The sequence below is a fragment of the Streptomyces sp. NPDC055749 genome, from assembly GCF_053617235.1.
This window is the reverse complement of sequence record NZ_JBSHFH010000033.1, coordinates 23,483-45,973: the sequence shown is the minus strand read 5'-3', so window position 1 is coordinate 45,973 and position 22,491 is coordinate 23,483. Positions and strand designations below refer to the sequence as shown.

At 70.5% G+C, this 22,491-nt stretch carries 25 protein-coding genes; 12 read left to right on the top strand and 13 right to left on the bottom strand.

The window, feature by feature from the left end:
- Positions 1 to 79 precede the first annotated feature (79 nt).
- The 4 genes from ACWGO0_RS23725 to ACWGO0_RS23710 all read left to right on the top strand — a co-directional run bounded on the left by ACWGO0_RS23725 (position 80) and on the right by ACWGO0_RS23710 (position 4,577).
- Positions 80 to 2,788, top strand: coding sequence for a nitrate- and nitrite sensing domain-containing protein (locus ACWGO0_RS23725; protein WP_453538423.1), 2,709 nt, complete (start codon positions 80 to 82; stop codon positions 2,786 to 2,788).
- A complete protein-coding gene (locus ACWGO0_RS23720) occupies positions 2,785 to 3,219 on the top strand; it encodes a roadblock/LC7 domain-containing protein (RefSeq protein ID WP_453538420.1) in 435 nt (144 codons plus the stop codon). Before ACWGO0_RS23725 ends, ACWGO0_RS23720 begins: the two co-directional genes overlap by 4 nt.
- A gap of 18 nt (positions 3,220 to 3,237) precedes the next feature.
- The gene (locus tag ACWGO0_RS23715; protein WP_453538417.1) at positions 3,238 to 3,714 is read left to right on the top strand and encodes a DUF742 domain-containing protein; all 477 of its coding nucleotides are present in this window, start codon (positions 3,238 to 3,240) and stop codon (positions 3,712 to 3,714) included.
- A 269-nt stretch (positions 3,715 to 3,983) separates the two neighbouring features.
- The gene (locus ACWGO0_RS23710; protein ID WP_453538414.1) at positions 3,984 to 4,577 is read left to right on the top strand and encodes a GTP-binding protein; all 594 of its coding nucleotides are present in this window, start codon (positions 3,984 to 3,986) and stop codon (positions 4,575 to 4,577) included.
- 27 nt (positions 4,578 to 4,604) lie between these two features.
- Here the strand turns inward: ACWGO0_RS23710 and ACWGO0_RS23705 are convergent, their stop codons facing one another.
- On the bottom strand, positions 4,605 to 5,033 hold the full coding sequence (locus tag ACWGO0_RS23705) for a PPOX class F420-dependent oxidoreductase (RefSeq protein WP_453538411.1): 429 nt from the start codon (positions 5,031 to 5,033) through the stop codon (positions 4,605 to 4,607).
- A 134-nt stretch (positions 5,034 to 5,167) separates the two neighbouring features.
- Here ACWGO0_RS23705 and ACWGO0_RS23700 point away from each other — a divergent pair, with 134 nt between their 5' ends.
- The 4 genes from ACWGO0_RS23700 (at position 5,168) to ACWGO0_RS23685 (ending at position 8,410) form a co-directional block, all read left to right on the top strand.
- Entirely contained in the window at positions 5,168 to 5,581 is a 414-nt protein-coding gene (locus ACWGO0_RS23700; RefSeq protein ID WP_453538408.1) for a roadblock/LC7 domain-containing protein, read from the top strand.
- Positions 5,582 to 5,691: 110 nt separating this feature from the next.
- Complete coding sequence (locus ACWGO0_RS23695; RefSeq protein WP_453538406.1) at positions 5,692 to 6,696, top strand: DUF6397 family protein; 1,005 nt, start codon at positions 5,692 to 5,694, stop codon at positions 6,694 to 6,696.
- 60 nt (positions 6,697 to 6,756) lie between these two features.
- A complete protein-coding gene (locus ACWGO0_RS23690; protein WP_453538403.1) occupies positions 6,757 to 7,245 on the top strand; it encodes an N-acetyltransferase family protein in 489 nt (162 codons plus the stop codon).
- Positions 7,246 to 7,351: 106 nt separating this feature from the next.
- On the top strand, positions 7,352 to 8,410 hold the full coding sequence (locus tag ACWGO0_RS23685; RefSeq protein WP_453538401.1) for an enoyl-CoA hydratase/isomerase family protein: 1,059 nt from the start codon (positions 7,352 to 7,354) through the stop codon (positions 8,408 to 8,410).
- A gap of 32 nt (positions 8,411 to 8,442) precedes the next feature.
- Here the strand turns inward: ACWGO0_RS23685 and ACWGO0_RS23680 are convergent, their stop codons facing one another.
- The 4 genes from ACWGO0_RS23680 to ACWGO0_RS23665 form a co-directional block, all read right to left on the bottom strand.
- Entirely contained in the window at positions 8,443 to 8,670 is a 228-nt protein-coding gene (locus ACWGO0_RS23680) for a hypothetical protein (RefSeq protein ID WP_453538399.1), read from the bottom strand.
- Between the two features lie 137 nt (positions 8,671 to 8,807).
- Entirely contained in the window at positions 8,808 to 9,299 is a 492-nt protein-coding gene (locus ACWGO0_RS23675) for a hypothetical protein (RefSeq protein ID WP_453538396.1), read from the bottom strand.
- A gap of 87 nt (positions 9,300 to 9,386) precedes the next feature.
- Complete coding sequence (locus ACWGO0_RS23670) at positions 9,387 to 9,863, bottom strand: hypothetical protein (protein WP_453538393.1); 477 nt, start codon at positions 9,861 to 9,863, stop codon at positions 9,387 to 9,389.
- Entirely contained in the window at positions 9,863 to 10,462 is a 600-nt protein-coding gene (locus ACWGO0_RS23665; protein WP_453538390.1) for a hypothetical protein, read from the bottom strand. Before ACWGO0_RS23665 ends, ACWGO0_RS23670 begins: the two co-directional genes overlap by 1 nt.
- A gap of 169 nt (positions 10,463 to 10,631) precedes the next feature.
- On the opposite strand from ACWGO0_RS23665, the gene ACWGO0_RS23660 reads away from it, so the two are divergent.
- Positions 10,632 to 11,474, top strand: a complete 843-nt coding sequence (locus tag ACWGO0_RS23660; RefSeq protein WP_453538387.1) for a pentapeptide repeat-containing protein — start codon at positions 10,632 to 10,634, stop codon at positions 11,472 to 11,474.
- On the opposite strand, the gene ACWGO0_RS23655 is transcribed toward ACWGO0_RS23660, so the two are convergent.
- Together ACWGO0_RS23655 and ACWGO0_RS23650 are read right to left on the bottom strand one after the other, a co-directional pair.
- A complete protein-coding gene (locus ACWGO0_RS23655) occupies positions 11,469 to 11,990 on the bottom strand; it encodes an SRPBCC family protein (RefSeq protein WP_453538384.1) in 522 nt (173 codons plus the stop codon). The two genes, ACWGO0_RS23660 and ACWGO0_RS23655, sit on opposite strands and share 6 nt — an antisense overlap.
- A gap of 109 nt (positions 11,991 to 12,099) precedes the next feature.
- Positions 12,100 to 12,798 carry an NADPH-dependent F420 reductase gene (locus ACWGO0_RS23650; protein ID WP_453538530.1) on the bottom strand — a complete coding sequence of 233 codons (699 nt, stop codon included), beginning with the start codon at positions 12,796 to 12,798 and terminating at the stop codon, positions 12,100 to 12,102.
- A gap of 158 nt (positions 12,799 to 12,956) precedes the next feature.
- Here ACWGO0_RS23650 and ACWGO0_RS23645 point away from each other — a divergent pair, with 158 nt between their 5' ends.
- The 3 genes from ACWGO0_RS23645 to ACWGO0_RS23635 all read left to right on the top strand — a co-directional run bounded on the left by ACWGO0_RS23645 (position 12,957) and on the right by ACWGO0_RS23635 (position 15,769).
- The gene (locus ACWGO0_RS23645; RefSeq protein ID WP_453538382.1) at positions 12,957 to 13,508 is read left to right on the top strand and encodes a glycoside hydrolase family 25 protein; all 552 of its coding nucleotides are present in this window, start codon (positions 12,957 to 12,959) and stop codon (positions 13,506 to 13,508) included.
- Between the two features lie 160 nt (positions 13,509 to 13,668).
- On the top strand, positions 13,669 to 15,381 hold the full coding sequence (ctaD, locus tag ACWGO0_RS23640) for an aa3-type cytochrome oxidase subunit I (RefSeq protein WP_453538379.1): 1,713 nt from the start codon (positions 13,669 to 13,671) through the stop codon (positions 15,379 to 15,381).
- Between the two features lie 46 nt (positions 15,382 to 15,427).
- Positions 15,428 to 15,769: a hypothetical protein gene (locus ACWGO0_RS23635; RefSeq protein WP_453538376.1), complete on the top strand. Its 342-nt coding sequence runs from the start codon at positions 15,428 to 15,430 to the stop codon at positions 15,767 to 15,769.
- A 47-nt stretch (positions 15,770 to 15,816) separates the two neighbouring features.
- Here the strand turns inward: ACWGO0_RS23635 and ACWGO0_RS23630 are convergent, their stop codons facing one another.
- The 6 genes from ACWGO0_RS23630 to ACWGO0_RS23605 form a co-directional block, all read right to left on the bottom strand.
- A complete protein-coding gene (locus ACWGO0_RS23630) occupies positions 15,817 to 16,194 on the bottom strand; it encodes a VOC family protein (protein ID WP_453538373.1) in 378 nt (125 codons plus the stop codon).
- A 9-nt stretch (positions 16,195 to 16,203) separates the two neighbouring features.
- Entirely contained in the window at positions 16,204 to 17,985 is a 1,782-nt protein-coding gene (locus ACWGO0_RS23625) for an FUSC family protein (protein ID WP_453538370.1), read from the bottom strand.
- Positions 17,986 to 18,254: 269 nt separating this feature from the next.
- Positions 18,255 to 19,829 carry a sigma-70 family RNA polymerase sigma factor gene (locus tag ACWGO0_RS23620; RefSeq protein ID WP_453538367.1) on the bottom strand — a complete coding sequence of 525 codons (1,575 nt, stop codon included), beginning with the start codon at positions 19,827 to 19,829 and terminating at the stop codon, positions 18,255 to 18,257.
- A gap of 166 nt (positions 19,830 to 19,995) precedes the next feature.
- On the bottom strand, positions 19,996 to 20,190 hold the full coding sequence (locus ACWGO0_RS23615) for an antitoxin (protein WP_453538364.1): 195 nt from the start codon (positions 20,188 to 20,190) through the stop codon (positions 19,996 to 19,998).
- A gap of 255 nt (positions 20,191 to 20,445) precedes the next feature.
- Positions 20,446 to 21,444 carry an MASE1 domain-containing protein gene (locus ACWGO0_RS23610; protein ID WP_453538361.1) on the bottom strand — a complete coding sequence of 333 codons (999 nt, stop codon included), beginning with the start codon at positions 21,442 to 21,444 and terminating at the stop codon, positions 20,446 to 20,448.
- Positions 21,445 to 21,535: 91 nt separating this feature from the next.
- Positions 21,536 to 22,369, bottom strand: a complete 834-nt coding sequence (locus tag ACWGO0_RS23605; RefSeq protein WP_453538358.1) for a PP2C family protein-serine/threonine phosphatase — start codon at positions 22,367 to 22,369, stop codon at positions 21,536 to 21,538.
- Between the last annotated feature and the right edge of the window lie 122 nt (positions 22,370 to 22,491).

The window sequence follows — 22,491 nt, the reverse complement described above, 5'->3', positions numbered from 1 at the left end:
CCGCACCGCGTCACCCGGAAGCGGCGGGCCACCACCCGCACCACGTGTCACAAAGAGCTCACACCGGAACGAGGAGGCCATGCGCCCACCCCGCACGACCCCGGAGACCGGCCCGCCCGCCGACCGGCCCGCGCCCCCGACGCGCGGACGGCGCGCGCACGCGGGGCCGCCGGCCGACGAACGACACGAGCGGGAGACATGGGCGCCCCCGTCCGACGAAGGGCCCGAGCCACGCCGCCTGTCCCTGCGCCCCCGGACCGTACGGGCCAAGATCATCTCGTTGCTCATGGTGCCCGTCGTGTCGCTGCTCGCCCTCTGGGGATTCGCCACGGTGACCACTGCCCAGGACGTGGCCCGTCTGCGCCAGTTGCAGCGCGTCGACGCCACCGTGCGGGGACCGGTCTCGGGCGCCGTCGACGCACTCCAGGCCGAACGCAAGGCGGCGCTGCGCCAACTCGTCGCACCCGACCGGGGCCACGCCGCCGAACTGCGGCAGCAGTCCCGGCAGACCGACACCGCGCTCGCCGCGCTCAGGCTCGGAGACAACCACACCGTCGCAGACGCGGGCGGACTCCCGGCGGGAGTCACGGAGCGCCTCACCACCTTCCTGGACCGCACCCGGCCGCTCGGCGCGCTGCGCACCCGTCTCCTGGAGCCGCCGCCCCGCGACACCGGGGACCGGGACACGGACGCCGACCAGGACGCCGCGTACACGCAGTACACCGAGGCCATCACGGCGGCGTTCGGTGTCTCCGGTGCGCTCACCGGGATCCAGGACGCCGAGTTCGGCTCCGACGCCCGCGTCCTGCTCGAACTGAACCGGGCCGGCGAGATGCTGTCCCGCGAAGACGCACTGCTCGCCACGGCCGCACTCACCGGGACCCTCGACGGCCCCGCACACCGCCGGTTCACCGGCGCCGTGGAGAGCCACCGGAGCCTCGCCGACACGGCCGGCGCCGACCTTCCCGCAGCCGCCGGCAAAACCTGGCGATCCGTCACCGACGGGCGCGCCTACCGGGGGATCCAGGCGACCGAGGAGAAGGTGCTGGCCGCCGCGCCCGGCCGCAAGGCCGCACAGGCGGTCCCGGCCGCCGAGTGGGGCCGTAACGCCGCGAACGTACGAGCCGAACTGCGCGCGATCGAGACGGCCGCCGCACGCCACGCCGCCGACCGCGCCGATCCGCTGGCCGGCGGGCTGCTCAGTCCGGCCGGGGCTGCGGTCCTCTTCGGGTTCGTCGCCGTGGCCGCTTCGCTCGTCATCTCCGTACGCATCGGCCGCGCGCTCGTCGTCGAGCTCGTGAGCCTCCGCAACAGCGCCCTGGAGATCGCCCGGCGCAAACTGCCCCACGCCATGCAGCGTCTGCGGGAGGGAGAAGAGCTCGACATCGAGGCCGAGGCGCCACCCGGCCGGTCGTCGCACGACGAGATCGGCCAGGTGGGCGAGGCGCTCGACACCGTCCACCGTGCCGCCCTCACCGCCGCCGTCGAACGCGCCGAACTCGCCAGCGGCATCTCCGGAGTCTTCGTCAACCTCGCCCGCCGCAGCCAGGTCCTCGTCCACCGGCAGCTCAACCTGCTGGACGGCATGGAGCGCCGCGCCGAGGACCCCAACGAACTGGGCGACCTCTTCCGGCTCGACCACCTGACCACACGCATGCGCCGCCACGCCGAGAGCCTGATCATCCTCTCCGGATCGGCCCCCGGGCGCGCCTGGCGCATGCCCGTACCACTGACCAATGTCGTACGCGCGGCCGTCTCGGAGATCGAGGACTACGCGCGGGTCGAGGTGCGCCAGCTGCCCGACGCGGCGGTCAAGGGCGACGCGGTCGCCGACCTGACCCATCTCCTCGCCGAACTCATCGAGAACGCGGCACAGTTCTCGCCACCGCACACCAAGGTGCGGATCAGCGGCGAACCCGTGGGCAACGGCTACGCACTGGAGATCGAGGACCGGGGGCTGGGAATGGGCGGGGAACTCCTCGCCCAGGCCAACCGGAGGATCGAGGAGTCCGAGACCCTCGACCTCTTCGACAGTGACCGCCTCGGACTCTTCGTCGTGAGCCGCCTCTCCGCCCGCCACCGGATCAAGGTGAAGCTGCGCACCTCTCCCTACGGGGGTACGACCGCGGTCGTCCTCGTACCGACCGCGTTGCTGCCGAGCGGACTGCCCGCGGCCGAGCCACCCGCCGCGGTGGGCCCCGGCCCCGCGACAGCGACGATGGACCGGGACGACGCCGGCCGTGCGGACCCGGGCCCCGGCCCGGCGCGCCGGCGCCCCACCGCGTTCCCCGCCCCGGTCGCCGTCCCCGCCATCGAGTCGGCACCGGGCCCCGGTTCGGCGCCCGTCACGAGCCTGCGGCAGCGGCAGCGTCCGCGATCCGTGGACGAGAGCAGGCAGGGCCGCGCCCGCTTCACGGAACGGTCGGAAGGGTCGGAACGGTCGGAACGCACAGCCGTCCGGACACCTCCCGCGCATGCGCCGGACATGCCGGACCTGCCGGACGGGGGAGATGACAGCGACCTGCCCCGTCGCGTACGGCAGGCCCACCTCGTCCCCCAACTGCGCGAGGAGCCGCGCCCCGAGCCGCCGCCCCGTGACAGCGCCGAGGGCACTTCGCAGCCCGCCGAACGCACCCCGGAACAGGCCCGCGACCGCATGACCGCGTACCGCGACGGATGGGTCCGCGGTGGCGGCCCCGCCCCAGGACGTACGGCTCCGCAGGCCGCCCCCGCAAGGCACCGGCCCGACTCCGGGCCCCGTCAGCCCATCGAAGGAGACCACGCATGACCGTGAACGAATGGACGGCGGGGGCGCGTCGCTCCGGCGAACTCGACTGGCTGCTGGACGATCTGGTGACGCGGGTCGGCGAAGTGCGGCACGTCGTCGTGCTCTCCAGCGACGGCCTGGCCGTCGGCGCCTCCAGCGCGCTCAGCCGTGAGGACGCCGAGCACCTGGCCGCGGTGGCCTCCGGCTTCCACAGCCTCGCCAAGGGAGCGGGCCGGCACTTCAGGGCCGGGGGAGTGCGCCAGACCATGGTCGAGATGGACGACGGCTTCCTCTTCGTGGCCGCGGCCGGAGACGGATCGTGCCTCGCGGTGCTGAGCACCGCCGCTGCCGACATCGGTCTGGTCGCGTACGAGATGGCGCGCCTCGTGAAACGTGTCGGCGAGCACCTGCGGACCCCTCCGCGGCTCGTCGGACCCCCGACGGCGGGCTGACGGGACGGAGACGTGCGCATGACCGAGGAACCCGACCACTCGTACTCGCCCCACGGCCCCTTCGGGGCCCACGCCCGGTACCCGGCACGGGAGAAGGCGGACGAGGAGGATCTGCCGGGCAGCCAGTGGTACGACGCCGAAGCCGGCCCCCTGGTACGTCCCTACGCCATGACGGGCGGACGTACCGAACCGGGGCCCAGCGGGGTGCGCTTCGACCTGATCGCGCTCGTCGACATCGCCGACGATCCACCCGACGCCGCCGACCCGCCCCTTCTCGGCCCCGAACACCGGGCGCTGTTCACCCTCTGCCGCCGCGAGACGCAGTCGGTCGCGGAACTCGCCGCCGACGCGGACCTTCCGGTCGGCGTGGTGCGGGTGCTGCTCGGTGATCTGCTCGAAGCGGGCCAGGTACGGGTCAGTCGCCCCGTACCTCCCGCCCAACTGCCCAACGAGCGGATTCTGCGCGAGGTGATCGACGGCCTCCGGGCTCTGTGACGACGGCATCCTGTTGGCGAAAAATCGACCATCCCGTTTCGAATTACGACCGCACATGGGCAATTGGCAAACTTCGTTCAGCCTCATCGGTCAAAACCGATCACACCCCTCGGGGTCGGTCCCCTGCTTGCGATGCTGTCCCCGTGCCGATGCCCGAAGATGCTCGACCGAGCTCGACAAGATGACCATGACCAGCACTTATGCCTCTTGAGGCTCATGCGTGAGAGAAGTGATCGATGCCCTCCGAGCACGTGGGAAACGCTGACACCATGGACGGGGAAGAAGGCGGCGAGTCCACCGCACTCGCGCTGAAGATATTGGTCGCCGGCGGATTCGGGGTCGGGAAGACGACCCTGGTCGGCGCCGTGAGTGAGATCAGGCCATTGCGTACCGAGGAGCTTCTCAGTGAAGCCGGACAGACGGTTGACGACACCGGTGGCGTCGACCAGAAGACCACCACGACCGTGGCCATGGACTTCGGCCGCATCACCATCAGGTCCGGACTGTCGTTGTATCTGTTCGGCACCCCGGGGCAGGACCGCTTCTGGTTCCTCTGGGACGAGCTGTCCCAGGGTGCGCTCGGAGCAGTGGTTCTCGCCGACACCAGGCGCCTGGAGGACTGCTTCCCGGCCGTCGACTACTTCGAGCACCGGCACATCCCCTTCGTCGTCGCGGTGAACTGCTTCCCGGGCGCTCGCACCTACGGGGCGCAGGACGTGTCCCGGGCTCTCGACCTCGACCAGGGCACCCCGGTCGTGCTGTGCGACGCGCGCGACCGCGACTCCGGAAAAGAAGTCCTGATCCGTATGGTCGAGTACGCGGGCCGCATGCACACGGCCCGGCTCCTCGACTCGGTCAGCTAGGGCCTGGAGGCCGGCGAAGGGCCGCCGCTAGTCGGCGACGGCGGCCATCGCCGTCACCTTGTCCACGCGTACGCGCACGACGAGTTCGCCGGGAGCGCCATTGCGCGCGCCGAACTCCTCTGCCGCCTCGTGGCCCATGTAGCGGGCGGCGATACGGGTCGCCCAGTGACGAAGTTCGGCAGGGTCCTCGCTGAGTTCGACATGCCCCTGGAGCACGACGAACGCGAAAGGCGGACGGTCGTCGTCGATGCACAGCGCCACCCTGCCGTCGCGCGCCATGTTCCGGCCTTTCACGCTCTCCTTGCCTGTGTTGAAGACCAGATCGTCACCGTCGAGCAGGAACCAGACGGGAGCGATGTGCGGGCTTCCGTCGGCCCGGACGGTCGACACCTTGGCTGTGCGTGTGCCCTCGGAAACGAAGGAATGCCACTCGTCTCGTGTCATGTGGTGTGCCATGGAGCCATCCTCGGACGGGGAAAGGGCGTGGCGCGAAGCGGCGCCCCGACGAAAGGGAGGCGCTTGCCCGTACGGGAGCGGTACGCAAGGCTTACGCGCGATGTGGGGAACGTATGAGCGGGGAGGAAGAGCGCATGGCGTTGGACCGGGGACTTGACTGGCTCCTTGACGATCTGACCGGCCGGGTGGAACACGTACGGCACGCATTGGTGCTGTCCAATGACGGCCTCGTGACCGGGGCGAGCACGGGCCTGGCACGCGAGGACGCCGAACATCTCGCGGCCGTGTCGTCGGGTCTGCACAGCCTGGCCCGTGGATCGGGCCGGCACTTCAGAGCGGGCCGGGCGCGGCAGACCATGGTGGAGTTCGATGAGGCACTGCTGTTCGTGACGGCCGCGGGCGAAGGCAGTTGTCTGTGTGTACTGAGTGCGGCCGAGGCCGATGTCGGCCAGGTCGCCTACGAGATGACCCTGCTCGTGAACCGGGTGGGCGAGCATCTCGGCGTCGGGATACGCAACGGCGGAGGCGACGGCCCCATCCGCCTCTGACCTGCTCCTTTCGTTCGGCCGCGAAGTTATCCACAGGCCGAACCGGGACAGCCTCCTCCGGGCTACGGTGATCACACAGAGTATTCGAGCCTTCACGGGGGAGGACGGTCATGGCTGTCAGGGAAGCGACGCGCGGGTACGGCGTAAGTGGTACGGAAGAGGCGGGCGCAGGCGTTGCGGTCACGGTGGCGGCCGGCCGCGCCGCGCAACAACTGGAGCTCAGGCGCGGTGAGTTCGAGTTGGCCGTGCATCTCGGCCTGATCGCGGTCACGGCGGGGCAGGGCGGAGGGCGGCCGAGGGTCCACAGCGAGGAGATCGGCCGACTGCGCGCGCAGGACGGTTTTCCCGAAGCGTTGCGGGACCGGGTGCGCACTGTGGGGACGGCGGAAGGGGCCGCACTGCTCGGGATCAGTCCCGTCCGGTTCACGCGACTCGCCAGGGTGGGCTGCGTCTCCCCGGTCTCGTTCTACCTCAACCGCTACCGCGCGGTGGTGTGGCTCTATCTCGCCGAGGAACTCGCCCGGTTCGCCGCTCGTGAACCGGGGCTCCTCGCGGGAAAGAGTCCGGTGGGCATGCGCACGATGCTGGAGGCGGGCGTCGACTGGCGGGCGCGCAACTGGCGTACGGGCAGGATCGACCGGCTGCTGGGCGGCACCGAGGATTCGTGGGTGCGCGCATCCGTACAGGCATCCGCGCTCGATCCGGTCCAGCTCGCGGAGGTGGTCGACGATCCGTACGAGCGCGCCTACCTCGCCAGGGTCAGGCCGGAACCGGTCTTCGGACGCCCGGGGTCCGTGAGCGGGCGGGAGATCATGGCGCAGTTGATGCTCGCCGACGATCCGGACGAGATTCTGTGGCGGCGGGTCAATCTGACCCTGGAGCTGGACCGGGCCCGTGAGACGAGGCCCGCTCCGCGCCCGGGTGAGGATCGAGGCCGCCGGGTCGCACCGGCGCGGGCGGACGGCGCGGCGCCGGACACAGGCGCGGTGGTGGACCCGCCCGAGTCGGTGGATTCGCCCGCGTCGACGGGCCCGGGCGCGCTGAACTCCGAACGGGGAACGAGGCCGCGGCTGCTGGCCAGACTGGGGCTGCGCAGGAGGGCGACCGCGCCGTAGCCCCGCCCGGCGCTCGGCAATGGATTCGCGGCTCGCGAAGGGAACAGGCATTCTGATCCCATGCTGATCAGGGAAGCCACCACCGAGGACTGGCCCGCCATCTGGCCGTTCTTCCACGAAATCGTTGCCGCGGGCGAGACGTTCACCTACCCCGTCGACCTCGCCAGGGACGACGCACGGGAGTGGTGGCTCGTGCCGGCGCCGAACCGTGCGGTCGTCGCGGTCGACGAGTCCGGTGCCGTTCTGGGCACGGCCAAGATGAACCGGAACCACATGGGTAACGGCTCACACATCGCCAGCGCCAGCTACATGGTCGACCCCGCCCACTCGGGCAAGGGTGTGGGCAGGGCCCTGTGCGAGTACAGCGTGGACTGGGCCCGCACCGCCGGTTTCCGGGCGATGCAGTTCAACGCCGTGGTGGCGACGAACGTCCATGCCGTACGCCTGTACCGGTCCCTCGGGTTCGAGGTTCTGGGGACTCTGCCCGAGGGCTTCAACCATCCGGTCGAGGGCTACGTCGGGCTGCACATCATGCACAAGGCTCTCTGAACGGGGCGCCCGCTGTCCGGGCCGTGGGACCGCCGTCGCAGAATGGCAGTGAAAGATCGTCCACGACCGGCGGAAGACACGCCCAGGCCCTGACCGGAGCGCATAGATGACCGACGACACCGTCCTGCTGCACACCGAAGGCCACACCCTTCACATCACGCTCAACCGGCCACGGGCTCTCAACGCGCTGACCCACACCATGGTGCGGCGTGTCGCCGAAGGTCTCGCGACCGCAGAGCAGGACGACTCGGTCGTCGCCGTCGTGATCAGCGGGGCGGGGGAACGGGGACTGTGCGCGGGCGGGGACATCCGTTCCATCCATGACGACGCGCGCGCCGGGGGCGAGGCGTCCTTGGCGTTCTGGCGGGACGAGTACCGGCTCAACGCCCGCATCGCCCGATTCCCCAAGCCGTACGTGGCGCTGATGGACGGCATCGTCATGGGCGGCGGCGTGGGGGTTTCGGCCCACGGCGATGTCCGTATCGTCACGGAGCGCTCACGCGTCGCCATGCCCGAGACCGGCATCGGGTTCGTCCCCGATGTCGGCGGCACCCACCTGCTGGCATCGGCGCCCGGTGAGCTCGGCACCCATCTGGCGCTCACCGGACAGGCGGTCGGCGCGGCCGATGCCGTGCTGTGCGGGCTGGCCGACCACTTCGTACGCGCGGAGCGGCTGCCCGAGCTCACCGCGGCACTCGCCGGGTGCGCGAGCCCGGGTGAAGTGGCACAGACCGTGCGGGGCTTCGCGTCCGAGGCACCCGAAGGTGAGCTCGCCGCGCAGCGCGCGTGGATCGATGCCTGCTACGCGGCCGACACCGTCGAGGAGATCGTCGACCGGCTCAACGCCAGTGGCGTGACCGCGGCGAAGGAGACAGCCGAGGCGCTCCTGTCCAAGTCGCCCACCTCACTCAAGGTCACGCTCGCCGCCGTGCGCCGGGCCCGCGGCCTCGACAGCCTGGAGGCCGCGCTCGATCAGGAGTACCGCGTCTCCTGCCGGGCCTTCACCGGACCCGATCTGGTGGAGGGCGTGCGCGCACAGATCATCGACAAGGACCGCACTCCCAAGTGGGCCCCGGCCGAGCTCGCTGACGTCTCCGAAACCGATGTCGCCCGCTACTTCGCGCCGCTCGGCGATCAGGAGCTGGGCCTCGGCTCTCCCGCGTAGGGCGCCTAGCCCGGCGGCCCCCCTGCTGCCGGTCAGCGGTCGGAGCCGGTGAGGCTGGGCCGAAGAGCCCGTACGAGCGAGAACAGCCGCTCCTCGTTCCCCGAGAGCCCCGCGCTCCGCAGCGCCTCGTCGGCCTCCGCGATCGGCGAGGCTAGCAGCGGTATGTAGAGCGGGGCGTCATCAGGGTCGGTGAGCGCGGCGCGGGTGGCCTCCAGTAGACGGATGTACGCCTGGGCCGCGGCGATCTCGTCGTTACGCATCTCAGCATCTCCCGGTCAGAGGTGTCGGACCGTCAAGCATTCACCATGGGTCTGACAATGCGCTCCCGCCACCGTTCCGTGCGCCGCTCCTGCCACCGTTCCGGGTACCGCTCCCAGTGCGCACGATCGCCCCTCGCTCAGGCGCCACGCCCACGCGGGTCACCCGCAGGCGGTTCCACCTCCAGGTAGCGTCTGCGGCGCGGGCCCCGGTACAGCAGAGCCGTCCAGCCCAGCCGCTGGAGCACCTCCGCGCACTGCGGCAGCGCCTTCTCCTCGTCCTGGGCGGCCCCGCTGCCAGGCGGGCCGAGCCACTCCACGCGGACGGAGCCGGGTGACTCACCGGGGCTCACGCGATAGCCGAGGGCGACCCGTTGGCCGGACAGGTCGACGACGGAGGGAGACATTCCTGCGGCCTCCAGGGCAAGGGCCACAGCCCGCACCGTCCGATGGAGCTCCCAAGGCGCAGGAACACCTTCCGGATTCGCGTGCTCCGCGTTCGTCAGCCGCCGGATCTGCAGCATCCCCTCGAACGCGGTCCTGACCGATCCGGCGCGCTTCTCCCCGGCGCCGGGAAGCGGCGGACCGTCTCCGGTGGCGGGCTCGAACCCCGCCTCGTCCGCAGTGCTCATCGGTGCCCCCGTTCGGCGGTGACCTGCGTGAGCCCCAGTCTGCGTCACCCCTCTGACAACGCCCCGGAACGGGCCGTCGAACCCCGGTCACACGGGCGCGAAACCCTGCAGATAGTGGGCGCGCAGCACGGCCCGGTGTCCGGCGTCGGCGAGCTGATCGGCAGCCCACAGGAAGAAGTCGTCCGCGACGGCGTCCGTCCAGTCGTAGGACGGATCGAACGGGCCGGCGTCCGGGCCGGGCACAGGAAGCACCCGGGGCGGACCGTCCGCGGGAGCGACCGTGAGAAGGCGGGAGCCGTCCGGCTGCCGGGTGTACCGCACCGACACCACCTCGCAGTCCCAGCGGTCCCCGCCGAGCTGCAGCCAGAGCCTCGACGACTCGGCGTACAGGGCGGCGCCCTCAGCGAGCGCACGGGGAGAGGTGGGGTCGTGCGGCAGGACATGGACGAAGCCGTGGCAGACCACCGTCGTGATCGCACCGCCGGTCGACAGGCGGCCGGAGTCCGGGTCGAGCACTCGTACTTCGCCGTGGCGGTCGTAGTCCTGCAGCACGACTGCCGACATCAGCGACGCGGCTCCAGCCCGAGCTCCTCGTCGACCGCGGCGCTGCTGCGGGTCGCCGCGTCGATGACCTTGTCCCAGCTCCCGTACCTGGCGAACTGCTGATCGGCCGTCGGGCCCAGCGGGTTGCCGTACTTGACCATGTTGCGGGCCTCCAGGAGCGCGACCGCCTCCGGGGACATCCCGGCCCTGGTGATGTCCTTCGCCTCGTTGCGCATGTCCACCAGGACCCTGGCGATCTCCTCGTCCGACCGGCCCTCGTCGCGCATCTGCTGCTCGACCTGCTCCATGTGGTCCAGGAGCTCGTGGTAGCGCATGCGGACCTCGCGCGCTTCCGCCCGCTCCTGCGGCGTCATCTCCCGGATCGCGCAGACGACCGGGTCGCTGCTCGTACACGGCCCGTCGGCAGTCGGCGCGACTCTGATGGAGAGTGACGAGACGGCCACGGGAGCAGCGGCCGAGACACCGGGTGCGAACAGTGCGCTGCCCGCCACGGTGAGCAGCGGAAGAAGCAGGGAGACGACCAGCCGACGGGCGAGCGGGCGGTGACGGGGGTCGCGGCCGGACGGGGAACCGGGAGCAGCCATCGGACGTACGCGCATGAAGGGGGGCTCTTTCGCCTGGGGAATAGGGCGAAACTGGACGTTACGGCGGTAGCTCCCACCGGGTGATGATCATGAGGCGGCGCGTATGGGTGACACCTCGTTAAGCTCGACCTTCTTGTACGTCACACAAGAGGCTTGTACGTCGCACCAGAGGAAGCCACGCACCGTGCCCGAAAACGATCCGACCTCCGTCCCTGCCGACGAGCGCCCCGCTCTGCGCGCCGACTGCGCGAACTGCTTCGGGCTGTGCTGTGTCGCACTGACCCTGACCGCCTCGGCGGACTTCGCGATCAACAAGGAGGCGGGACAGCCCTGCCGGAACCTCCGGGACGACTTCCGCTGTGGCATTCACACCACGCTGCGGTCCGAGGGATTCTCCGGCTGTACCGTGTACGACTGCTTCGGCGCCGGCCAGAAGGTCTCTCAGGAGACCTACGGCGGCCGGGACTGGCGGCGGCAGCCCGGCACGGCCCAGGAGATGTTCCAGGTGTTCCCGGTGATGCGTCAGCTCCACGAACTGCTCTGGTACCTCACCGAGGCCCTCGCGCTGCCCGCGGCGAAGCCGCTCCACGCCGAGATCCGGCAAGCGCTCGACGCCACGGAACGCCTGACGGACCGCCCCGCCGGCTCCCTGGCGGAGCTGGACGTGTCGGCGCATCGCGACGGTGTGGCCGCCCTGCTTCTGCGTACCAGCGAACTCGTGCGCGCCACCGCGCCCCGGCGCAAGAAGCGCGATCACCGGGGCGCCGACCTCATCGGAGCCCGGCTCAGGGGCGCCGACCTGCAAGGCGCCGACCTCCGGGGCGCCTACCTCATCGCGGCCGACCTCACAGGGGCAGACCTGCGCCTGGCCGATCTCATCGGCGCCGACTTCCGCGACGCCGAACTGGCGGGCGCCGACCTCACCGGCAGCCTGTTCCTCACGCAGGCCCAGCTCAACGCGGCCAGGGGTGACGTCGGCACCAAGCTGCCGCCCTCCCTGAGCCGTCCTTCGCACTGGGCCTCATGAGCCGAGCGGGCGCCCATCGCTCTGCTCCAGCGCCGTCTTCAGCCGCTCCAGCGTCGTGCGGATGTTGCGGGCCTGGAACGCGGCGAAGGTGTGCCCCCGGGTCGCGACCCGGTCGAAGGCGTTGGCCAGGAAATCGGGCCACGCGCGCCGGTCGTCGGTCCAGATCTCGGTGACCCGGGTGCCGCCGTCGACCGCTTCGAAGCGGTACTCCCAGGTGGCTATCGACCCGGGGAGCCTCGGGCGCCGGGCGCCGATCGCGTGGACACGGAAGGCGAAGCGGCTGCCCGGGTCGGCGGCCGTCACCGTGCACTTGGTCGTCCAACGCAGCGAACCGCGTTTGTTGCGCCCGTCGAAGACCATGCCCACGTACGCCTCCCGGCGTTCCCCGACCACGGTGGCGCCCGTGTTCTCCGGACTCCACCGCCCCATCGCCGTAGGATCGCTGAGCTGCTCGTACACGGCCGACGGGGCGGCGTTGATCACGATGCTGTCCGAGACGGACATGGTGCGGGGCATGCGGCGGCTCCTTGTTCACGGCCGCCCTGAACAACTACCGGGACCCGGTGGGCCGTGGCGCCGACGCCCGGAGGCACACCTTACTCACCGGTAGCGTCAAGCGGGTAGCTCAGGCGCGGAACTCCGCGGTACGTTCCGGCGAGGCCTCGGCGAGGGCCTTCACGATGGCCTCCACGTCGCCCTGGTTGCCGTACACCGGCGTGCCGGGCTGCTGGCGCCACGACTCGTCCAGACCGCCTGCGTCCACGGTGTCGAAGCCCAGCTCGTCGATGAGGTCACGCACGGCCTGCTTGGCGGCCTCGTCGTCACCTGCCACGGGCAGGGCCTGGCGGCCGGGCGTGCCCTTGGGGCGGCCCGCGTCGAGGATGTCCTGGGCGTACGTACCGTTGAACGCCTTGATGACGGGGTGGCCGATCTGCTGCTCGGTCCAGCGGCTCTCCGTCAGCCCTTCCTCGATCCCGGCGATGCGGCCGTCGCGCTGCTGCGGGTAGTAGTTGCCCGTGTCGATGACCGCGGCGCCCGGCGCCGCTCCGTCGATGACGCCCTTCGGCAGGGCCGTGACGGCCTTGAGCGGCACCGTCACGACGACGATTTCCGCGTCCCGCGCCGCGTCGGCGGCGGAGACAGGGCGGGCGCCCGTCTCCTCGGCCAGCGCCGTGAGGGTCTCCGGGCCGCGCGAGTTCGCGACGGAGACCTCGTGTCCCAGGGCCGTGAGACGGCGGGTCAGGTTGCCGCCGATGTGGCCCGCTCCGATGATGCCGATCTTCATGGCTTCGACCTTCCGATACTGAGTGCCGGCGTGCGCGATGTGATCAAGTCTCGTTCGGTCACCAACTGTGCGCGGGCGCACACTATTCCGATGCGGCGGGACCGGTTATTCATCCCGTTGGGGGATGGGAGGCCGGCGGCCCGGGCACGTAACCGGGGAAGAACCGGAACCTCATACCCCCACTTGGAGGTGGCCTCATGCTGCACGGCGTCGACGTCAGCGCGTACCAGACGTCCTTCGACACCGACGGTCTCGACTTCGTCCTCATCAAGGCCACCGAAGGCCGCTCCTACATCAATCCGCGTCTCACGGCCCAGACCGAGCGCGCGCGGGGCGCCGATTGCGTGGTCGGTTTCTACCACTTCCTCTGGCCCGGGAACATCACCGACCAGGCGGAGTACTTCGTCGGCAAGGCCCCGGAGCGGGCCGGTGACCTGCTCGCCGTCGACTGGGAACAGACCGGCGAGGGCACGCGCGCCAGCAACGCCGACAAGGACCGGTTCATCCGCGAGGTGAAGCGCCTGCGGCCCGGCCACCGCGTCCTGCTCTACTGCAACCGCCATTTCTGGCTCAACCACGACACCACCTCGTACGCGGGCGACGGGCTGTGGATCGCCGACTACGTCACCTCGGGCAAGCCCCGCATCAAGGCGCCCTGGCGCATCCACCAGTACACCGACGAGCCCCTGGACAGAGACGTCGCGGACTTCCCCTCACGCCGGGCCATGCGCGAATGGGCCGGTGCCTAGAGTCTGCCGATCGGGTCCGCGCAGCCACGGCCGTCGGCCAAAGGAGTGTCCTTGGCGGCAGCCATCCCCGTGCTGAGAAGGATGTCCCACAGCGTGGATGGCTGCGGGTCCATTCTGGTCGCCGAGTCCGCGAACGGCCGTCGACCGAAGGAGTGTCGCAGTGACGACGAGGGACACCTCAGAATCGGCGGATGCCGATGTCTTCCAGAACGAGCTGCCGGTACGGCGCAAGGAGCCGGGCAATGTGGTCATCAAGTGGCTGACCACCACTGACCACAAGACGATCGGCACGCTCTACCTGGTCACGTCCTTCGCCTTCTTCATCGTCGGTGGCGTCCTCGCCCTGGTCATGCGTGCCGAACTGGCACGTCCGGGCACGCAGCTCATCTCGAACGAACAGTTCAACCAGGCGTTCACGATCCACGGCACGATCATGCTGCTGATGTTCGCGACGCCGCTCTTCGCCGGATTCACGAACTGGATCATGCCGTTGCAGATCGGCGCGCCCGACGTGGCGTTCCCGCGGCTGAACATGTTCGCGTACTGGCTGTACCTCTTCGGCTCGCTCATCGTCGTGGCGGGCTTCCTGACGCCCCAGGGCGCGGCCGACTTCGGCTGGTTCGCCTATGCCCCGCTCAACGACGCGATCCGCTCACCCGGTATCGGCGCCGATATGTGGATCATGGGCCTGGCCTTCTCCGGCTTCGGCACGATCCTCGGTTCGGTCAACTTCATCACCACGATCATCTGCATGCGCGCGCCCGGCATGACGATGTTCCGTATGCCGATCTTCACCTGGAACGTGCTGCTGACCGGTGTGCTGGTCCTGCTCGCCTTCCCCGTACTCGCCGCCGCCCTGCTGGTGCTGGAGGCCGACCGGAAGTTCGGCGCGCACGTCTTCGAGGCGGCGAACGGTGGAGCGCTGCTCTGGCAGCACCTCTTCTGGTTCTTCGGCCACCCCGAGGTGTACATCATCGCCCTGCCGTTCTTCGGGATCGTCAGCGAGGTCATCCCGGTCTTCAGCCGCAAGCCGATCTTCGGTTACATCGGTCTGATCGCCGCCACCATCGCCATCGCGGGCCTCTCGGCGACGGTATGGGCGCACCACATGTACGCCACCGGGAGCGTGCTGCTGCCGTTCTTCTCCTTCATGACCTTCCTCATCGCGGTGCCGACCGGTGTGAAGTTCTTCAACTGGATCGGCACCATGTGGAAGGGCTCCTTGTCCTTCGAGACCCCGATGCTCTGGTCGATCGGCTTCCTCGTCACCTTCCTCTTCGGCGGTCTGACGGGCGTCATCCTGGCCTCGCCGCCGATGGACTTCCACGTATCCGACTCGTACTTCGTCGTCGCGCACTTCCACTACGTCGTCTTCGGCACCGTGGTCTTCGCGATGTTCGCCGGATTCCACTTCTGGTGGCCGAAGTTCACGGGCAAGATGCTGGACGAGCGGCTCGGCAGGATGACGTTCTGGACGCTGTTCATCGGCTTCCACGGCACGTTCCTCGTACAGCACTGGCTCGGTGCCGAGGGCATGCCGCGACGCTATCCGGACTATCTCGACGCGGACGGCTTCACCGCCCTGAACACGATCTCGACGATCTCCTCGTTCCTGCTCGGACTGTCGATCCTCCCGTTCCTCTACAACGTGTGGAAGACCGCCAAGTACGGCAAGAAGATCGAGGTCGACGACCCGTGGGGCTACGGCCGTTCGCTGGAGTGGGCCACTTCCTGCCCGCCGCCGCGGCACAACTTCCTCACGCTGCCGCGGATCCGTTCCGAATCCCCGGCGTTCGACCTGCACCACCCGGGGGTCCGTTCGCTCGACGACGCCGCCAACAAGCCGGTCCTGCCGGGGGACCGGTGGACGTGAGGAAGCCCGCTCAGGACGAGGACGGCCCGACGGAGAAGGGGATGCCGTGGAGCACGACAAGGACAGCGCCCGGGGCCTGGCCCAGCTGGAGGGCTACCTGTTGTGGAGCGCGGAGGTGGAGGATGCCCGACGGCGCGCCCGCCGCTTCACCGACCAGTTGCCCTGGCTCACCCGCGCACAACGGGAAGACGTCGAACGCGTCTACACGGCGGACCGTGTGGCCTCCTGCCGGGAGTCGCTCATCCGCATCTCCGAGCGCGCCGCCGAACTCCGCGGTGAGTACTCCGGCCGCTATCACCTGCTCCGGAAGCGCTGCCTCGCGGCCGTCGTGCTGGCCGTCGGCGCGGCGAGCGGAACCTGCGCCGCACTGACGCTGCTCACCCGCTGACCCCCGGCCGGGTGCCGGGGGGCGGGCGACCTCAGTGACGCAGCGGCCTAATGACGTACCAGACAGAAGGGATGTCCCGCAGGGTCCGCGAAGACCCGCCAACTATCGCTGTCGGGCCCCTCGTCGAGCAGGGTCGCGCCCAGGGCCAGTACGTCGGCCTGGGCCCGGTCCAGATCCGCGACCCCGAAGTCGAGATGGAACTGCTGGGGCCGGGCCGGGTCCGGCCACTGCGGCGCCCGGTAGTCCGCCACTCGCTGGAAGGCGTACACGGCCCCGGTCGGGGTGTGTACGGTCGCCCAGCTCTCGTCGACCGCCCACCGGGGATCGGTCCGGTTGACGGTCCCACCGAGCACAGCTCCGTAGAACCCGGCGAGAAGCAGAGGGTCCGGGCAGTCCAGCACCACGCATTGCAATTCAGCGATCATTTCCACATCTTAGGAAGGCGCGGGACTCCGGGCTGCGCTGAGCGCCGACACCTGCTCGGCGAGCCGCTCCGCATGGGCGGCGGGCAGCTCCGCGGTCGTGTGGTGAAGATGCACCGCGCAGGCCGTCGTGGTGTCGATGAGACGCTCCAGCGCGCCCGCGATGTCCTCCGAGCCCGCCGTCCGCCGCGCGACCGCCGGGAGTTCGGCCGCAGACAGGTCGATGGCCGTCCGGGCCTCGGCCAGCGAGCGGTAGGCGTCGCGCCGCAGCGCACCACGGCCCGTGTGGTCCTCCGGAGACGCGAGGACGTGCCCGAGGTAGCGGTGCGCAGCGCTCACCGCCGTATCGAGGGCGGCGCGGACGGTGTGGCCCCGCTGTCCCGGCAGCGGAAGGTGGCCGACCAGCAGAACCGTCGCGCAGGCGAGCAGCGACTCCACCACCCGGTCCCAGGCCGCCTGCGGTTCTCCGGCCAGCAGCACCAGGGCGAGTACGAGCACGGTGACCACCGCGGTCTGCGCCGCGAAGTGCCGGGTGGCGAGCGGGATCAGCGCGCCGCAGAGAGCGACCACCCCTACCAGCGTGAACGGGCCGGACGCCGACAGCATCAGCGCGGCGAATACCGCGGCGCCCGCGACCGTACCCACGGCCCGGCACAGCACCCGTGAGACGAGCGGCCCGAGATCGGGTTTGACGAGGAACACGGTGGTGGCGGGAAGCCAGTACCAGTGCTCGTGGTGCAGGCTCTGCGCCACCGCCGTACTCGTCGCGCAGCACAGCGCGACGCGCATGCCGTACTCCCGGCCGGCGGCGCCGAAAGCCCTGCGCAGCACGGAGGCGTACGCGCCCTTGCCCCGGGTGCGCAGCCGCTGTCCGGTAGGGCAGTCGAAGGCGGCGGCGGCTTGCAGCAGGGCGTCGTCCAGAGCGCGCAGTCCGGCATCACCCCGCGCCGGCGCCGGCAGCGGACCGGAGGGCCCACCCGTGCGTACGGCGGTGGCGAGACGGCGAGGGCCTTCCGCGATACGGGCGGGCAGCGCGTCGCCCGCCCAGGCCAGCGCGGTCGCCGCCTCGGCCAGTGGCAGCGCCGCGGCATACTGCGCGTGCAGTCGCCGCTCGGCCGCCGAACTCGCATGCCGCCGCAGTCTGGGACCCGACAGGGCGTCCTGGGCGTGGTCAAGGGCAGCGGTCAGGGCGGCGCGCCGGGTGAGGGCCCCCGGTCCGCCCGCGGCGCCGAGGAGTTCGGCCACGGCGGTGTAGACGGCCGCCACCGCTTCCCGTTCCCCGTCGAAGCGGTAAGGCCCGCTGCCGGAAGCCCGAGGAGAGGGCAGCGCCAGCCTGAGCGAGGCGAGCCAGCCGGCCCCGGCCAGGAACAACAGGGCCCGCAGCCATCCCGGTTCGGGCAAGGGCATACCGGCGCCGATCACGGCCGCCACCATCAGCTGAGTACCGCAGGCCGATGCCACGGGCCCGGCCGAACTGATCGCTCCCGCGACCAGCCCGAGCAGCCCGAACACGAGCGGCAGCACGAACAGGGAGCGATCCGGACCGGCGGTCACCGCCGTCGCGGTGCCCAGCAGCAGACCGGCCGCACCCGCCAGAGCCGGAACCCCCAGCCGCGTGACCGAAGCCCGCCGGCTGCCCGGCCTGTCATTGATCCCGGCGAACATCGCCCCGAGCGCCACGGGAACTCCGGCCGTCGGGTGACCGGCGAGCACCGTCGCGAGCAGGGGAGCCGCGGCGAGCGCCCCACGCACCACGGCACTCCACGGAACGGGGCCCCGCTGGGTGCGGAGCATGTGGCCGAGCCACGGCGGGATGGGAGGCGACTGGGTGGGAAAGGCGGGTCTGAACACCGGACTCCTGTGGTGCGCGGGGAATCGGAATTCGCGCGGACACCTTTGGCCTGAGCGCTGTCACGCCAGCCTAGAGTCCCGATATGGAGGGGATGCTTCCTGCCCATTTCCGCAAGGTGTCGGCCTTGTGCCGCCGATCGCCGGACAGCGCGGACCTCGGAGCGCGGACCGCGGAGCGGGATCCTCGGAGCGGGAACCTCGGAGCGGGAACCTCAGAGCGCGGTGCCGAAGTTCTGGGTCCACACGGGGCCCGCGGACGTGTCCTTCACGCCCACGCCGATCTCCTTGAACGAGCAGTTCAGGATATTCGCGCGGTGCCCCGGGCTCTTCATCCAGGAATCCATCACATCGGCCGCGGTCCGCTGGCCCTTCGCGATGTTCTCTCCGTACGTGCTCCAGCGGTATCCGGCCGCCGTGATGCGGTCGCCGGGGTCCGAACCATCCGGGGCGGTGTGTGAGAAGTAGTCGCGGGCAGCCATGTCGGCCGAGTGCCGCGAAGCGGCCGTCGCCAGCTGGTCGTTGCTCCGGACCGATCCACACCCCTCCTTCGTACGCTCGGAGTTGACCAGAGCGGTGACCTGATCGGACATGCCGGACGGAGCCGGCTGCGCGGGCTGGGGCGGTGCGGGACGCGGCGTCGGCTTCCGCGTGCTCGGCGTGGCCTTGGGGGTGGGAGTCGGCGACGGAGAGGCGCTCCGGGTCCGGGACGGGGTCGGCGTCGGTGACGGTGAGGGCGAGGAGGACGTCGGCGGAGTGGGGGTCGTGGCCGTGGGGAGGGTCGCGGGCGCTGCGGCCGTCGTCGGCACCTCGTCCTGGCTCGCCTCGTCCCGGCCTTCCTCGTCCGCGTACAGGTGCACCGCTGCACCGCCGGTCCCCAGGACCGCGACGGCGACCAGCCCTGCCAGCACCGTACTGCGGCGACGCCGCCGGGACTGCAGGCGTCTGCGCTCCGCGCGTCCCGGCTGCCCGGAGTGCGAAACCGCAGCTGTCGGAATCAGGTCCGGAGCCGCACCGCCGGCGACGGACATGGCGAGGGGAACCAGTGCCATCCCGACGAGCAGCCCCTCCGCCGGGACCAGGCCCACCCTGTGACCGGAGCAGACCGTGCAGTCGCGGGCGTGCCGGGCCAGCCGCTTGCGCCAGAGGGCGGAGGGAGCCCCGTCCCACTCGGCGGCAATGGACTCCAGCAGCGCGCACCGAGGCTCCGCCGCCAAGGCCCGGACCACCAGCCTGGCCGCTTCCAGCTGGCCCTTCATCCGCTGGACCCGTACCGCGGTGTGCTGCGGGGAGAGCTCGAGCGTGAGCGCCACCTCGGACCTGGACAGCTGCCCGGCGGTCTCCAGCCACCACAGCGACAACAGGGCACGGTCGTCCTCGTCCAGCCACCTCGTGGCCTCGGCCACCTCGCGGCGCTGACCGGTGAGACCCAGCCGGATGATCGTCACATCGACGAAATCCGCACCGGGGTCGACCACGTCATGGGCGTCCTCCAGCCCGCCGGCCGGTATCCGCTCGGCCCGGCGCTCACGCCAGTGCGCCCGTATCTCGTTCATGGTGATCGCCACGAGCCAGGAGCGGAAGCTGTCCGGCGTACGCAGCGAAGGCAGGGCACGAAGCATGCGCAGCACGCTCTCCTGCACCACGTCGTCGACGTCGGCGTGGCCGTTGAGCGCGCGGCCGACGATGTTGTACATCAGCGGCAGATACGAGGTCACGAGCTGGTCCTGTGCCTGCTCGTCACCGCTCTGCGCGGCCCTGATCAACGCCGTCTCGTGTGCCTCGCCCATGCTGTGCTCACTCTTTCGGTGTCCTGTTCCATCACGTCCCACACTCGGGAGATGCGGTGAGGCCGGGACGATAACAAGAAAACTCGTGCGAACACACCGCGCCGGATTCCGGCGGGCGTGGAGCCCGCCGGAGTCCGGCGCGGGGCAACGGATGGAGCGTGCCCGGTCAGGTCCTGGGCGGACCCTCCTGCTCGCGGTCGGTGCCGAGCTGCTGCTTGAGCTTGTCCTGGGCGGTGTCGACCTTGTCGCTGTGCTTGCCCTGCGTGCGGGCGTCGAACATGTCACCCGCCTTGTCGACGCCCTTCGAGGCGTGGTCCTCGTGGCCCTTCAGCATCTTCTTGATCTTGTCCATCGCGGACATGGATGACCCTCCTCGAATCGGCACCCCCACCCGTCCAGAGTCACCGCACCCCGTGGTCTTCGCATCCGGGAGGTCCCGCCGGCCGTCGCCGGGACGTGTGAAGGGCGCCACGGTGGGCACATACCGGGTAACCAGGAGGGGGTGGTGGCCATGGGCCGCATCCAGATCGTCCGTCGTCCCGCGCCGCCTCCCTCGGGGCCGCCGCCGCTCGACCTGCGTACGCCGTCGGGCCGCCCGCTTCCGTACTGAGCGCCGTCAGGGCTCGCCGTCGCCCCACGGGCCGGTGCCTGTGCCGGGGCGCGGAATCGGCGGCAGCGGCGCGAGCTGGTCCACCAGGGATGCCAGCTCCTCGCAGGCCACCTCCGTCTCCCGCCGCATGTTCTGGTGCTCGGTGACGATCGCGGCCAGAAGCAGCGCTGTGAGCGCCACACAGCCGTTGAGGAAGGCGAGGTTCACCATGACCTCGAGCACGGTGTGGTCCTCGAACGGCCCGATGGACTCCCTCCCGGCAACCACCGCGAGCACGGAGACGAACAAGGCGCACGGGGCGCTTCCCGGCAGCTCGAAGCGGAGAGCCGCCCAGATGATGACCGGGAAGACCAGATAGAGCATGGACAGCGAGCCCCTGGTGGCCACCACCGTCGTCGCCACCCCGATGGCCAGCAGCAACGTCGCTTCGGGCCACCGGTCCGTCCTCCGCGGCAGCCGCGCCCTGCGCAGCACGAGGAGGAACGGCGTGACCACGAGGACGCCCATCGCGTCCCCCACCCACCAGGCCGACCACACCATCCAGAAGTGGCCCAGGGGCAGCTTGTCGCTGAGCAACAGCATCCCGGCACCCACCGTCGCGCTGATGAGCATGCCAAGCAGCGCGCCAAGGAAGACCAGCGCGACACCGTCCCTCAGCCGGTCCAGCTCGACACGGAAGCCGATCCTGCGCAGCGTGAGGTACGCACACAGGGGAGCGACGGTGTTGCCCGCCGCGATCCCGATGCCGTACAGAGTGAAGGAGTCGCTGATCTCGATGATGGTGAGCAGCGCACCCAGGGCGATGCCCGGCCAGATCCGCGTGCCCAGATACAGCAGCGCACCCAGAGCGATGCCCGTCGGCGGCCAGAGCGGGGTGACGACCGAGCCGTTCACCGACACCTTCTGGAGCAGACCGAGCTGCGCGGACGCGTAGTAGGCAGCGGCGACGCCGAGCATTTGGAGGATGGCTACGGTCCGGCGTCTCGATTCCTGGCTACGGATCACGGATCTCATCAGACACCGGCCATGCCTCCAGACGGCCGTGACACGCTTTGCGGACCCCTACGTCACCTGGGCCGTCACTTCGGCTCTGCTGTCACTTCGGCCGACGGAGCGCGGCCTCGTGGCGCAGGACGAGTACCGCCGCGTCGTCCTCGTGGCCGGTGAGCTCCGCCGCCCGGAGGATCTCGTCGGCCAGATCGTCGGCCGAGGCCTCCACATGCGCACTCACGATCCTCCGCACGCGGTCCAGACCCTCGTCGATCTGCAACGAGGGGCCTTCGATCACCCCGTCGGTCAGCAGGACAAAGGCTCCGGCCGCGTCGAGGGAGTGCCGGGTCACCGGATAGCGCTCGTGCGCCGCGATTCCCAGCGGCATCCCGCCCTCGTCGTCGGTGATGCCCGTCCGCCCGTCGGTGGTGGCCCATACGGACGCCACATGACCGGCACGCGCACTGTGGAGTTCCCAGGTCAGCGGGTCGAGGCGGAAGAACGTACAGGTGGCGAAGAGCGTCGAGCCCACGGACACCAGCAGGTCGTTCGTACGGCCCATGACCTCGCCCGGATCGGGTTCGGTGCCGGCGATGGCGCGCATGCCGATGCGGATCTGGCCCATGAAAGCGGCAGCCTCGACGTCGTGCCCCTGGACGTCACCGATGGCGAAGCCGAGCGAGCCGTCGGGCAGGGCGAACCCGTCGTACCAGTCGCCGCCGATGTCCAGCCCGTGGTGCGCCGGTGTGTAGCGGGCGGCGCTCTGAAGCCCCGGGAGAGCGGGCAGCGAGGCAGGCAGCATCCCCCGCTGCAGGGCCTGCGCCAGCTCCACCCGGGCACGGTGCAGTTCCACTTCCTGCCGGGCACGCGCCGTCAGGTGGTGAAGCGTGGTGAGCAGCTCCTCGGCGCTTGCTGAGCGCGGGGTCCGACGCCGGTTCATGGCCGCTCCGGGTGCGTAAGTGCCTGAATCCTATTTCGGCGAGGGCACTCCTGCGACCTCAACGGCACTCGTGCCGCTCCCGGGGGCCGCTGGATCGGCCATGATCTCTGCGCGAACGCCGC